Consider the following 12,378-nt stretch of genomic DNA (forward strand, 5'->3'; position numbering starts at 1 on the left):
AGCGCTGCGATGAGCGGTAACGGACTGGACCACGACGGCCGCGGCCGGAGTCTCGGCAGTGTGCTGTCGGGGCTGGCCGTGGCCGTCGGCTGTGTCCTCTTCCTCGGCGGGTTCGCCTGGGGCGCCGTGCAGTACAAGCCGTACACCGTGCCCACCCAGTCCATGGATCCGACGGTCAAGGCCGGTGACCGGGTGCTCGCCCAGCGCATATCCGGCGACGACGTGCGCCGGGGCGACGTCGTGGTCTTCAAGGACAAGACCTGGGCCAACGTGCCCATGGTCAAGCGGGTCGTCGGCATCGGCGGGGACACCGTGAAGTGCTGCGGCACGGACGGGCGGCTCACCGTCAACGGCACCCCGGTCGAAGAACCGTATCTGCACGGGAAGAGCCCCGCTTCGGGCACGCCCTTCGAAGCCAAGGTCCCGCAAGGGCAGGTCTTCCTGCTCGGCGACGACCGCCTCGTCTCCCTGGACTCCCGTGTCCACATGGACGACGCGGCCAACGGCTCCGTCCCGCTGACCGCGGTCAGCGCCCGCGTGGACGCCGTCGCCTGGCCCGTGGGCGGCATGCTGGAGCGCCCCTCGGGCTTCGCGAAGCTGCCCGGCGGCCTCTCGCAGCCCGGCCCGCTCAAACTGGTCCTGGGCGCCATCGTGGCCGGCGTGGTCCTGATCCTGGCCGGCGCCGCCTACGGGCCGGTCGCCTCGCTCACCCGGCGCCGCAGGACACGCGCCGCCGCGCCCGCGGGGAGGTGACGCCCGTGACGCGACCGCGCAAGGTGGCCCGGGTCGTCCTCCTCGACCCGCAGGACCGCATCCTGCTGATGCACGGCCACGAGCCCGAAGACCCCGCCGACGACTGGTGGTTCACCCCGGGCGGCGGCCTGGAGGGCGATGAGACCCGGGCCGAGGCCGCCCTGCGCGAACTCGCGGAGGAGACCGGGATCACCGACGTCGAACTGGGCCCGGTGCTGTGGCACCGCCTCTGCTCCTTCCCCTTCGACGGCCGCCGCTGGGACCAGGACGAGTGGTACTACCTGGCCCGCACCAGCCAGATCGAGGCCGCCCCGACGGCCCTGACGGAGCTGGAGCGGCGCAGTACCACGGGGCTGAGGTGGTGGACCTCCGCCGAACTCCTTGCGGCCCGTGAGACGGTGTACCCGACCAGGCTCGCCGAGCTGCTGCGCACGCTGCTCGACGAGGGTCCTCCGCACGCGCCGGTGGTCCTGGCCCCGGAAATCGTTTAGGGGCACGGGCGGCTGACGCACAATAGGGGGACGCACGGCTGAAGGGGAACATGCCATGAGCGCCGAGGACCTCGAAAAGTACGAGACCGAGATGGAGCTGAAGCTCTACCGGGAGTACCGCGACGTCGTCGGTCTGTTCAAATACGTGATCGAGACCGAGCGCCGTTTCTACCTCACCAATGACTACGAGATGCAGGTGCACTCGGTACAGGGCGAGGTGTTCTTCGAGGTGTCGATGGCGGACGCCTGGGTCTGGGACATGTACCGGCCGGCCAGATTCGTGAAGCAGGTACGGGTCCTCACCTTCAAGGACGTGAACATCGAGGAGCTCAACAAGAGCGACCTCGAACTGCCGGGGGGCTGAACCGGGGCCCGCTGAGGCGGCGCGCCGGAGCGCGGAGGCGCACCTTCGGGTGGCGGAGTTCTCCACAACCGCCGGGTTGTCCACCAAGATCCACTCGCCGGCGCGGGATGCGTGAGAGTCGGTGCCGGAGGTGGTGCCGGATGAACGCTCGCGGAGCACTCGGAAAATACGGCGAAGACCTGGCGGTACGGCTGCTCGAAGCGGCCGGAATGACCGTGCTCGAACGCAACTGGCGGTGCGGCAGGACGGGCGAGATCGACATCGTCGCCCACGACGACACGGCGCCCGGCGGCCGCGTGCTCGTCATCTGCGAGGTCAAGACCCGCAGGACCGGCGCCTACGAACACCCCATGGCCGCCGTGACCGCCGTCAAGGCCGACCGCCTCAAACGCCTCGCAGGCCGCTGGCTCGCGGACCACGGAGGCCCGCCGCCCGGCGGCGTACGCATCGACGTCGTCGGCGTCGTCCTGCCCCGCAAGGGCGCCCCGCGCGCCGAACACGTGCGGGGGGTGGCCTGACATGGGATTCGCACGCACCTGCTCGGTCGCCCTCGTCGGTGTCGAAGGCGTCGTCGTCGAGGTCCAGGCCGACCTCGAACCCGGCGTCGCCGCCTTCACCCTCGTCGGCCTCCCCGACAAGAGCCTCGCTGAGAGCCGCGACCGGGTGCGGGCCGCCGTCGTCAACTCCGGTGACACCTGGCCCCAGAAGAAGCTCACCGTCGGGCTCAGCCCCGCCTCCGTCCCGAAGAGCGGCGCGGGCTTCGATCTGGCCATCGCCTGCGCGATCCTCGGCGCCGCCGAACGCATCGACCCACGCGAGCTCACCGACCTCGTCATGATCGGCGAGCTCGGCCTCGACGGCCGCGTCCGGCCCGTGCGCGGCATCCTGCCCGCCGTGCTCGCCGCCGCCGAAGCCGGCTACGAACAGGTCGTCGTACCCGAACAGACCGCCGCCGAGGCCGGCCTCGTCCCCGGTATCTCCGTCCTGGGCGTCCGCAGTCTGCGCCAGCTCGTCGCCGTCCTCACCGACGAACCCGTCCCCGAGGAGGAGCCCGCGGAGAAGGGCCGCCCCGACGCGATGCTCGCCGGCCTCGTGGTGCCCGGCGCCGGAGCCGGCACCGGCCTCTCGCCCGGCCCGCGCGACACCGACCTCGACCTCGTCGACGTGGCCGGCCAGCACGCCGCGCGCGCCGCCCTCGAAATCGCCGCCGCGGGCGGCCACCACCTGCTGCTCTCCGGCCCGCCCGGCGCCGGCAAGACCATGCTCGCCGAGCGGCTGCCCGGCATCCTGCCGCCCCTCACCCGCCAGGAATCCCTCGAAGTCACCGCGGTCCACTCGGTCGCGGGAATCCTCCCGCCCGGCGAACCCCTCGTCCGCCGCGCCCCCTACTGCGCCCCGCACCACTCGGCGACCATGCAGTCCCTCGTCGGCGGCGGCAACGGGCTCCCACGCCCCGGCGCCGTCTCCGTCGCTCACAGAGGAGTACTTTTTCTGGACGAGGCGCCCGAATTCGCCGGAAAAGCCCTGGACGCCCTGCGGCAGCCCCTCGAATCGGGACACGTCGTCATCGCCCGCAGCGCCGGAGTGATCAGGCTGCCCGCCCGCTTCCAGATGATCCTCGCCGCCAACCCCTGCCCCTGCGGACGCCACACCCTGCACGGAGCGGGATGCGAATGCCCCGCCTCCATGATCCGCCGCTACCAGGCGAGGCTCTCCGGCCCCCTCCTCGACCGCGTCGACCTCCGCGTCGAAGTCGAACCCGTGCGCCGCGAGGACCTGCTCGGCGGAGGCGGCCGCGGCGAACCCAGCGCCCTCGTCGCCGAACGCGTCCTGGCCGCCCGGGAACGCACCGCCCGGCGCCTCACCGACACCCCCTGGAACAGCAACAGCGAAGTCCCCGGCCACGAGCTGCGCACCCGCTGGCTCACCGCACCCGGCGCCCTCACCGGCGCCGAACGCGACATGGAACGCGGCCTGCTGACCGCCCGCGGACTCGACCGCGTCCTACGGGTCGCCTGGACCATCGCCGACCTAGCCGGCGCCGACCGCCCCGACGAAGGCCACGTCGCCCTCGCCCTCGAACTGCGCACCGGCATCTCCCGCGGCACCCCCATCCCGGCCGGGAGCATGCCGTGAACACCCCGGCGAGCGGCGCTGAACGCCTCGCGCGAGCCGCCCTCACCCGCGTCATCGAGCCCGGCGACGAACGCGGCGGCCGCTGGCTGCGCACCTACGGCGCCGCCGGGCTCCTGCGCCGCCTCACAGGGCCGGCCGGCCCCGCGGACGACCTGCCCGGCGCCACCCCCGCACGCCTGGAAGGCCTCCGCCGCCGGGCCGCACTCGCCGACCCCGAGCGCGATCTGGAGACCGCCGCGGCCGCCGGCGCCCGATTCCTCGTCCCCGGCGACGAGGAATGGCCCCGCCAACTCGACGACCTCGCCGACACCCGGCCCGTCGGACTGTGGGTGCGGGGCCGCCCCGACCTGCGGATATGGGCACTGCGCTCGGTCGCCGTCGTGGGCGCCCGCGCCTGCACCCCCTACGGAGCGCACATGGGCGCGGTCCTTGGCTCCGGTCTCGCCGAGAGGGGCTGGGTCGTCGTGTCCGGCGCGGCCGCAGGCATCGACGGTGCCGTGCACCGCGGCGCCCTCGCCGCGAGCGGCGCCACCATCGCCGTCCTCGCCTGCGGAGTCGACGTCGTCTACCCGCGCGGCCACGCCGAGTTGATCGGACGCATCGCCGAACAGGGCCTCCTCGTGGGCGAATTACCACCCGGCGACCATCCGACGCCCAGCCGGTTCGTGCTGCGCAACCGGGTCATCGCCGCGCTGACCCGGGGGACCGTCGTCGTCGAAGCCGAATACCGCAGCGGCTCCCTCGTCACGGCCCGCGCCGCACAGAGACTCGGGCGCTTCACCATGGGGGTGCCCGGCCCCGCCACCAGCGGTCTCTCGGCCGGCGTCCACGAACTGCTGCGCGGCGAAGCCGTGCTGGTCACCGACGCCGCGGAAGTCGTCGAACTCGTCGGCGACATGGGGGAACTGGCCCCCGCCCGGCGCGGCCCCGTCCTGCCCCGCGACCTCCTCGCTCCCGGCGCGGGCCGCGTCCTGGAAGCCCTGCCGTCCCACGGCACGGCCGACGTGCGAGATCTCGCCAGGGAGGCCGGTACCAGCACCGACGAAGCCCTCGGGCGCCTCTACGAACTGCACGCCCTCGGATTCGTCGAACGGGTCGGCGACGGCTGGAAGTTGACGCCCGGCCCACTGCGACCTGCGGGCGCGCGGCGAGGCGGTGCTTGACCTGGGGCATTCGGGTGACAAGGTGAGAAGTGATGTCCACCGCGGGCCGCACCACAGCGCTTTCGGGGCCCGCGCGCGGCGCGACGGCCCCCACCTGCGGATGCGCCCACACCCCGGGGAACGGCCGCGCCCGCGCACCCGACCTTCGCGCACCGCGATGGTGCAGTCACGCTACGCTCACGAGGCTCCCGACCGAAAACAGCCCCCGCTCACGGCACAGCAGAACGGCTCAAGGCAACGCATGCCCCAGCACATCTCCGGGTCTGACCGCACGGCGGTGCCCCCCGCCGCCCGCGGCAGCGGCACCGTGCGGCCACCGGCACCCTCGTCCGTCGACGAGCTGTGGCGGTCGTACAAGGCCACCGGCGACGAGCGGCTGCGCGAGCAGTTGATCCTGCACTACTCGCCCCTCGTCAAATACGTCGCGGGACGCGTGAGCGTGGGCCTGCCGCCCAACGTCGAGCAGGCCGACTTCGTCTCCTCCGGAGTCTTCGGCCTCATCGACGCCATCGAGAAGTTCGACATCGAGCGCGCCATCAAGTTCGAGACGTACGCCATCACCCGCATCCGCGGCGCGATGATCGACGAACTGCGCGCCCTCGACTGGATCCCGCGCTCCGTGCGCCAGAAGGCGCGCGCCGTGGAACGCGCCTACGCGACCCTCGAAGCCCAGCTCAGACGCACCCCGTCCGAGCTCGAGGTGGCCGCCGAGATGGGCATCGCCGTGGAGGAACTGCACGCCGTCTTCAGCCAGTTGTCGCTCGCCAACGTGGTGGCCCTCGAAGAACTGCTGCACGTGGGCGGTGAGAGCGGCGACCGGCTCAGCCTCATGGACACCCTGGAGGACACCTCCGCCGACGACCCCGTCGAGGTCGCCGAGGACCGCGAGCTGCGCCGGCTCCTGGCCCGCGCGATCAACACGCTCCCCGAGCGCGAGAAGACCGTCGTCACGCTCTACTACTACGAAGGCCTCACCCTCGCCGAGATCGGCAACGTCCTGGGCGTCACCGAGAGCCGGGTCAGCCAGATCCACACCAAGTCGGTGCTCCAGCTCCGCGCCAAACTGGCCGACGTCGGACGATGAGCCCGTCCCGGTGAATCGTCCCTGCCGATCGCTTCGGCGGCCCGGCCGTAAAGTGGAACAGTGCCCAGGATCCGAGCGGCCTCCGTGGCCGAGCACCGCACCATGCAGCGTGACGCCCTCCTCGACGCCGCACGCTCCCTGCTGTCCGAAGGCGGGACGGAAGCGCTGACGTTCCCGGCCCTGGCCGAGCGCACGGGGCTCGCGCGCTCCTCCGTGTACGAGTACTTCCGCTCGCGCGCCGCGGTCGTCGAGGAACTGTGCGCCGCCGACTTCCCGCTCTGGGCCGCCGAGATCGAAGGCGCGATGGAGCGGGCCGACACCCCCGAGGGCAAGGTCGAGGCGTACGTACGCCATCAGCTCGGTCTCGTCGGCGACCAGCGGCACCGGGCCGTCGTCGCCATCTCCGCCAGCGAACTCGACGCAGGCGCCCGCGAGAAGATCCGGGCAGCCCACGGCGGCCTCATCGCCATGATCGTCGAAGCCCTCGCCGACCTCGGCCACGACCAGCCCCGCCTGGCCGCGGTCCTGCTCCAGGGCATCGTCGACGCAGCGGTCCGCCGCATCGAACAGAGCCCCACGGACCCCTCGTCCGCAATCACGGACGCGGCGGTGGCCATGGCGCTGAAGGGCGTCGGAGGCTGACCCCCTGGGGCTTTCCCCCCGCCCCCGGCCCCCCCGGCCCCCCCCGCCCCCCCGCCCCCCGCCCCCCCGCCCCCCCGCCCCCCCCGCCCCTCCGCAACCCCTTCCTGAACAGCCCCTCACCCCGGCTCCGCCACCCCCACCACCGGCAGTAGCCGTGGCCGGGCCGCGTGGTGGAGCAGGAGGAGGGGGTTCAGGTAGGTGTGGGAGCGCAGAAGGCCCCAGTGGAGGCAGCCCTCCGGGCAGTGGGACGGGGTGTCCGTCGTCGTCGCCACCACCTGGCCCGCGGTGACCGAGGTGCCCACGGGGAGCAGGGGGCGGACGGGTTCGTACGTGGTTCTCAGGGGTGGGGATGCCGGGCCCGGCAGGGTGATCGTGAGGACGCCCCGGCCGGCCACCTGCCCCGCGAAGGTGACGCGGCCCGACGCTGCCGCGCGGACCGGGGTGCCCGCGGGCGCGGCCAGGTCGACGCCGCGGTGGCCGGGGCCGTAGGGCGTGGCCGGCGGGGCCCAGGGGTGGACCACGACGGGCGGCAGGACGGGCCAGGCCGCCGCTGCCAGGAGGGCGGCGAAGAGGGTGCGGTACATGGGGAACAGGGTCCCGGTCCGGCGGGATCCGGGTGGATCTTGACCGGGATCTGTGGAGTACTGCGCGGTTGTGGACAGCGCCGTCACCCGGCACTGTGCGGGTCCCGTACACTTCTTGTGGCGATCCGGGTCACCGGATCGACTTCGCACGCCCCGCCGGCGGTCTCACCACTATCGCCGGCCGCGTCTCTCGGTCCTCACCCTCGCGGGTTCAAGGGCACGGCGCACCGGGGCGTCAGGCGCGGCAGCCGACCGGCAGCCGCGGTAACCGAGTACCTCAAGGAGTACGGCCATGGCCGTCGTCACGATGCGGGAGCTGCTGGAGAGCGGCGTCCACTTCGGTCACCAGACCCGTCGTTGGAACCCGAAGATGAAGCGCTTCATCTTCACGGAGCGCAACGGCATCTACATCATCGACCTGCTCCAGTCGCTGTCGTACATCGACCGCGCCTACGAGTTCGTCAAGGAGACCGTCGCGCACGGCGGCTCCATCATGTTCGTCGGCACCAAGAAGCAGGCGCAGGAAGCGATCGCCGAGCAGGCGACGCGCGTGGGTATGCCCTACGTCAACCAGCGCTGGCTCGGCGGCATGCTGACCAACTTCTCCACCGTCTACAAGCGTCTGCAGCGCCTCAAGGAGCTCGAGCAGATCGACTTCGAGGACGTCGCGGCCTCGGGTCTCACCAAGAAGGAGCTCCTGGTCCTCTCGCGCGAGAAGGCCAAGCTGGAGAAGACCCTCGGTGGTATCCGCGAGATGTCGAAGGTTCCCAGCGCCGTCTGGATCGTCGACACCAAGAAGGAGCACATCGCGGTCGGTGAGGCGCGCAAGCTCCACATCCCCGTCGTCGCGATCCTCGACACGAACTGCGACCCCGACGAGGTCGACTACAAGATCCCGGGCAACGACGACGCGATCCGCTCCGTCACCCTGCTCACCCGCGTGATCGCCGACGCCGTCGCCGAGGGCCTCATCGCCCGCTCCGGCCAGGCCACGGGCGACTCGAAGCCGGGCGAGAAGGCCGCCGGCGAGCCGCTCGCCGAGTGGGAGCGCGACCTGCTCGAGGGTGACAAGAAGGCCGACGAGGCCCCCGCGGCCGACGCCGCCGAGGCTGCTCCGGCTGCCGACGCCGCTCCGGCCGACGAGGCCGAGAAGCCGGCCGAGGCCGCTGCCGAGGCTCCGGCCGCCGAGGCCACCGAGGCTCCGGCCGCGGACGCCGAGCAGGCCTGATCCCCTCACCGGGACCCACAGGTTCGGTAGTTGACGGCGGGGGCCACAAGCCCCCGCCGTCGACCCGTAGCCCCGCAGATCTTCGTAGATCTTTCTAGACTCCGAGAGAGAAACACAGACTCATGGCGAACTACACCGCCGCTGACGTCAAGAAGCTCCGTGAGCTCACCGGCGCCGGCATGATGGACTGCAAGAAGGCCCTCGACGAGGCCGACGGCAACGTCGACAAGGCCGTCGAGGCCCTGCGCATCAAGGGTCAGAAGGGCGTCGCCAAGCGCGAGGGCCGCTCTGCCGAGAACGGCGCCGTCGTCTCCCTGATCGCCGAGGACAAGACCTCCGGCGTCCTGGTCGAGCTGAAGTGCGAGACGGACTTCGTCGCCAAGGGTGACAAGTTCCAGGCCGTCGCCACCAAGCTGGCCGAGCACGTCGCCGCCACCTCTCCGGCCGACCTGACCGCGCTGCTCGCCTCCGAGATCGAGGCCGGCAAGACCGTTCAGGCGTTCGTCGACGAGGCCAACGCCAACCTCGGCGAGAAGATCGTCCTGGACCGCTTCGCGCAGTTCTCCGACGGCTTCGTCTCCGCGTACATGCACCGCACGATGCCCGACCTGCCGCCGCAGATCGGCGTCCTCGTCGAGCTCGACAAGGACAACGCCGAGATCGCCAAGGGCATCGCGCAGCACATCGCCGCCTTCGCGCCGAAGTACCTCACCCGTGAGGACGTTCCGGCCGAGGTCGTCGAGACCGAGCGTCGCGTCGCCGAGGAGACCACCCGCGCCGAGGGCAAGCCCGAGGCCGCGCTCCCGAAGATCGTCGAGGGTCGCGTCAACGGCTTCTTCAAGGACGCCACGCTCCTTGGCCAGCCGTACGCGCTCGACAACAAGAAGTCCGTCGAGCAGGTTCTGAAGGAGGCCGGTGTCACCCTGAAGCGCTTCTCGCGCATCAAGGTCGGCATCTGAGTCTGTTCAGCGTTCGACACTAGACCCCGCTAGGGTCTGAGGCAGTCGTCGGCCGCGCACGCGACGGACGACCGCAGATCTGACGAGGAGGCCATTGCCGCTAGGGACTACGAGTACCCACCGGCAATGGCCTTCTTCGTATGTGCACGAGGAGATCTCCATGAATCAGGGCGCGGACACCCCCAAGGCCGATCACTCGGCGGACAACAAGCGCGACGACGGCAAGGTGGCCGGGCGCTTCATGCTGAAGCTTTCCGGTGAGGCGTTCGCCGGCGGCGGGGCGCTCGGTGTCGACCCCGACGTCGTGCACAACATCGCCCGGGAGATCGCCGCCGTCGTCCGGGACGGAGCGGAGATCGCCGTCGTCATCGGCGGCGGCAACTTCTTCCGTGGCGCCGAGCTCCAGCAGCGCGGCATGGACCGGGCCCGCTCGGACTACATGGGCATGCTCGGTACGGTCATGAACTGCCTCGCCCTCCAGGACTTCCTGGAGAAGGAGGGCATCGACTCGCGCGTCCAGACCGCCATCACGATGGGCCAGGTCGCCGAGCCGTACATCCCGCTGCGGGCCGTACGCCACCTGGAGAAGGGCCGCGTCGTCATCTTCGGCGCCGGCATGGGCATGCCGTACTTCTCCACCGACACCACCGCCGCACAGCGCGCCCTGGAGATCGACGCCGAGGTCATGCTGATGGGCAAGAACGGGGTGGACGGCGTCTACGACTCCGACCCCCGCATCAACCCCGACGCGGTGAAGTTCGACGCGCTGGAGTACGGCGAGGTCATCACCCGTGACCTGAAGGTCGCCGACATGACCGCGATCACCCTGTGCCGCGACAACAACCTTCCGATCCTCGTCTTCGAGCTCCTGACGGCCGGAAACATCGCGCGCGCCGTCAAGGGTGAGAAGATCGGCACGCTCGTGAGCGACCAGGGCACCCGGGCCTGACCGGGGGATGGACAATGCTCTGCCGGTCGGACACCGTGCAGGGAAAGACGCTGGTTATCCAGGGCCCAGGGCCTCAGGACGCACTGAGAACTCCCGGCCCACCCAAGACATGCAGGAGCAAGTGGTGATCGAAGAAACCCTCCTCGAGGCCGAGGAGAAGATGGAGAAGGCCGTCGTGGTCGCCAAGGAGGACTTCGCCGCGATCCGCACCGGCCGTGCGCACCCGGCGATGTTCAACAAGATCGTCGCGGACTACTACGGCGCGCTGACGCCGATCAACCAGCTCGCCTCGTTCTCCGTGCCGGAGCCGCGCATGGCGGTCGTGACGCCGTTCGACAAGAGCGCGCTGCGCAACATCGAGCAGGCCATCCGCGACTCGGACCTGGGCGTCAACCCCAGCAACGACGGCAGCATCATCCGCGTGAACTTCCCGGAGCTGACCGAGGAGCGCCGCAAGGACTACATCAAGGTCGCGCGCACCAAGGCCGAGGACTCCAAGGTGTCGATCCGCGCCGTGCGCCGCAAGGCCAAGGACGCCCTCGACAAGCTCGTCAAGGACAAGGAGTCCGGCGAGGACGAGGTCCGCCGTGCGGAGAAGGAGCTCGACGACACCACCGCCAAGTACGTGGCGCAGGTCGACGAGCTGCTCAAGCACAAGGAAGCCGAGCTGCTAGAGGTCTGATGAACGACTCTTCCTGGGGGGCTCCGCCGAGACCCGAGTACTGGGGAACCCCCGAGGGGCCTTCCCAGGGGGCGTTCCCGGCGGGGTCTGCATACGATGCGCAGGACGCCCCGCCCGTGTCGCGGACGCAGCAGATGCCCGTCGTGCCCGATACGGGGGCGTACGCCGAAGACCGCGACGAACGTGACCGGGGGACCGCTCTGCCGGGCGGTCCTCTCTTCCGCGACGAGACGCCGCAGGAGCCCATGGCAAGCACCCCGCCCCCGCCCCCCGTGCCCGCCCAGCCGGAGAAGAAGCGGGCGGGCCGCGATCTGCGGTCCGCGATAGGGGTCGGCGTCGCTCTGGGCGCGGTGATCATCGCGTCGCTGTTCGTCGTGAAGGCCGTCTTCGTGGGGGTCATCGCGGTCGCCGTCGTCGTCGGCCTGTGGGAGCTGACCAGCCGCCTCGCGGAGCGCAAGCAGATCAAGGCACCGCTCGTCCCGCTCGCGGTCGGCGGCGCCGCGATGGTCGTCGCCGGATACGTCAGCGGCGCCGAGGGCGCGTGGGTCGCGATGGCGCTCACCGCGCTCGCGGTCCTCGTGTGGCGGATGACCGAGCCGCCCGAGAACTATCTGCGGGACGTCACCGCCGGCGTCTTCGCCGCGTTCTACGTGCCGTTCCTCGCCACGTTCGTCGCGATGCTGCTCACCGCCGACGACGGCCCCTGGCGGGTGCTGACCTTCCTGCTCCTGACCGTGGTCAGCGACACCGGCGCGTACGCGATCGGCTGGCGCTTCGGCAAGCACAAGCTCGCCCCGCGCATCAGCCCCGGCAAGACCCGCGAGGGCCTCTTCGGCGCGGTGTCGTTCGCGATGGTCGCGGGCGCCCTGTGCATGCAGTTCCTGATCGACGACGGCACCTGGTGGCAGGGTCTCCTGCTCGGCCTCGCGGTCGCCGCGAGCGCCACCCTCGGCGACCTCGGCGAGTCGATGATCAAGCGGGACCTGGGCATCAAGGACATGGGCACCCTGCTCCCCGGCCACGGCGGCATCATGGACCGCCTGGACTCGCTGCTGCCGACGGCTCCGGTGGTGTGGTTGTTGCTCGTGGTGTTCGTGGGCTCTGGGTGACCGGGGGCCACGGCGCCCTGCGGCGGTAGCCGCACGTCGGTGCGGCATGGACCGTCTGGATTCGTTGCTGCCGACGGCTCCGGTGGTGTGGTTGTTGCTCGTGGCCTTCGTCGGCACGGGCTGACCGGACGCCGGTTACCCTGGAAGGGCGCGTCGCTCGCGAGCGACGCGCCCTTTTCGGCCCCGCGGCTGCGGGGTGATCCTGTGAGGTCTCCTGGCTTCGGCACCGTATCG

Annotated in this window: 14 protein-coding genes; 13 read left to right on the plus strand and 1 reads right to left on the minus strand. The window is 71.1% G+C overall.

What is annotated here, in order from left to right; all coding sequences use genetic code 11:
- Positions 1–9 precede the first annotated feature (9 nt).
- The 8 genes from lepB to OOJ98_RS22105 all read left to right on the plus strand — a co-directional run bounded on the left by lepB (position 10) and on the right by OOJ98_RS22105 (position 6,633).
- A complete protein-coding gene (gene lepB / locus OOJ98_RS22070; protein ID WP_267056659.1) occupies positions 10–753 on the plus strand; it encodes a signal peptidase I in 744 nt (247 codons plus the stop codon).
- A gap of 5 nt (positions 754–758) precedes the next feature.
- A complete protein-coding gene (locus OOJ98_RS22075; protein WP_323177919.1) occupies positions 759–1,244 on the plus strand; it encodes an NUDIX hydrolase in 486 nt (161 codons plus the stop codon).
- Positions 1,245–1,299: 55 nt separating this feature from the next.
- The gene (locus OOJ98_RS22080) at positions 1,300–1,608 is read left to right on the plus strand and encodes a DUF2469 domain-containing protein (RefSeq protein WP_003965949.1); all 309 of its coding nucleotides are present in this window, start codon (positions 1,300–1,302) and stop codon (positions 1,606–1,608) included.
- A gap of 140 nt (positions 1,609–1,748) precedes the next feature.
- Entirely contained in the window at positions 1,749–2,126 is a 378-nt protein-coding gene (locus OOJ98_RS22085) for a YraN family protein (protein WP_267056661.1), read from the plus strand.
- A gap of 1 nt (position 2,127) precedes the next feature.
- On the plus strand, positions 2,128–3,744 hold the full coding sequence (locus tag OOJ98_RS22090) for a YifB family Mg chelatase-like AAA ATPase (RefSeq protein WP_267056662.1): 1,617 nt from the start codon (positions 2,128–2,130) through the stop codon (positions 3,742–3,744).
- The gene (gene dprA, locus OOJ98_RS22095) at positions 3,741–4,907 is read left to right on the plus strand and encodes a DNA-processing protein DprA (protein WP_267056663.1); all 1,167 of its coding nucleotides are present in this window, start codon (positions 3,741–3,743) and stop codon (positions 4,905–4,907) included. The genes OOJ98_RS22090 and dprA overlap by 4 nt, the downstream gene beginning before the upstream one ends.
- A 241-nt stretch (positions 4,908–5,148) precedes the next feature.
- The gene (gene whiG, locus OOJ98_RS22100) at positions 5,149–5,991 is read left to right on the plus strand and encodes an RNA polymerase sigma factor WhiG (protein ID WP_267056664.1); all 843 of its coding nucleotides are present in this window, start codon (positions 5,149–5,151) and stop codon (positions 5,989–5,991) included.
- Positions 5,992–6,075: 84 nt separating this feature from the next.
- Positions 6,076–6,633, plus strand: coding sequence for a TetR/AcrR family transcriptional regulator (locus OOJ98_RS22105; RefSeq protein ID WP_267057055.1), 558 nt, complete (start codon positions 6,076–6,078; stop codon positions 6,631–6,633).
- 116 nt (positions 6,634–6,749) lie between these two features.
- Here OOJ98_RS22105 and OOJ98_RS22110 read toward each other — a convergent pair whose 3' ends face one another.
- Positions 6,750–7,304, minus strand: coding sequence for a M23 family metallopeptidase (locus OOJ98_RS22110; RefSeq protein ID WP_267056665.1), 555 nt, complete (start codon positions 7,302–7,304; stop codon positions 6,750–6,752).
- A gap of 205 nt (positions 7,305–7,509) precedes the next feature.
- On the opposite strand from OOJ98_RS22110, the gene rpsB reads away from it, so the two are divergent.
- From rpsB to OOJ98_RS22135, 5 genes are all read left to right on the plus strand, one after another.
- Positions 7,510–8,445, plus strand: a complete 936-nt coding sequence (gene rpsB, locus OOJ98_RS22115; RefSeq protein WP_267056666.1) for a 30S ribosomal protein S2 — start codon at positions 7,510–7,512, stop codon at positions 8,443–8,445.
- 122 nt (positions 8,446–8,567) lie between these two features.
- Entirely contained in the window at positions 8,568–9,404 is an 837-nt protein-coding gene (tsf, locus tag OOJ98_RS22120; protein WP_267056667.1) for a translation elongation factor Ts, read from the plus strand.
- 160 nt (positions 9,405–9,564) lie between these two features.
- Entirely contained in the window at positions 9,565–10,353 is a 789-nt protein-coding gene (gene pyrH / locus OOJ98_RS22125) for a UMP kinase (protein ID WP_267056668.1), read from the plus strand.
- Positions 10,354–10,477: 124 nt separating this feature from the next.
- Complete coding sequence (gene frr, locus OOJ98_RS22130; protein WP_120727660.1) at positions 10,478–11,035, plus strand: ribosome recycling factor; 558 nt, start codon at positions 10,478–10,480, stop codon at positions 11,033–11,035.
- Positions 11,035–12,144: a phosphatidate cytidylyltransferase gene (locus OOJ98_RS22135; RefSeq protein WP_267056669.1), complete on the plus strand. Its 1,110-nt coding sequence runs from the start codon at positions 11,035–11,037 to the stop codon at positions 12,142–12,144. Before frr ends, OOJ98_RS22135 begins: the two co-directional genes overlap by 1 nt.
- Positions 12,145–12,378: the final 234 nt, after the last annotated feature.

This window comes from Streptomyces sp. NBC_00083 (assembly GCF_026343295.1).
GTDB lineage: Bacteria > Actinomycetota > Actinomycetes > Streptomycetales > Streptomycetaceae > Streptomyces.

Excerpts from the sequence above, each read along its gene's own strand:
- lepB (WP_267056659.1), top strand. The coding sequence starts at position 10 with ATGAGCGGTAACGGACTGGACCACGACGGCCGCGGCCGGAGTCTCGGC.
- OOJ98_RS22080 (WP_003965949.1), top strand. The coding sequence starts at position 1,300 with ATGAGCGCCGAGGACCTCGAAAAGTACGAGACCGAGATGGAGCTGAAG.
- OOJ98_RS22085 (WP_267056661.1), top strand. The coding sequence starts at position 1,749 with ATGAACGCTCGCGGAGCACTCGGAAAATACGGCGAAGACCTGGCGGTA.
- OOJ98_RS22090 (WP_267056662.1), top strand. The coding sequence starts at position 2,128 with ATGGGATTCGCACGCACCTGCTCGGTCGCCCTCGTCGGTGTCGAAGGC.
- whiG (WP_267056664.1), top strand. The coding sequence starts at position 5,149 with ATGCCCCAGCACATCTCCGGGTCTGACCGCACGGCGGTGCCCCCCGCC.
- rpsB (WP_267056666.1), top strand. The coding sequence starts at position 7,510 with ATGGCCGTCGTCACGATGCGGGAGCTGCTGGAGAGCGGCGTCCACTTC.
- tsf (WP_267056667.1), top strand. The coding sequence starts at position 8,568 with ATGGCGAACTACACCGCCGCTGACGTCAAGAAGCTCCGTGAGCTCACC.
- pyrH (WP_267056668.1), top strand. The coding sequence starts at position 9,565 with ATGAATCAGGGCGCGGACACCCCCAAGGCCGATCACTCGGCGGACAAC.
- OOJ98_RS22135 (WP_267056669.1), top strand. The coding sequence starts at position 11,035 with ATGAACGACTCTTCCTGGGGGGCTCCGCCGAGACCCGAGTACTGGGGA.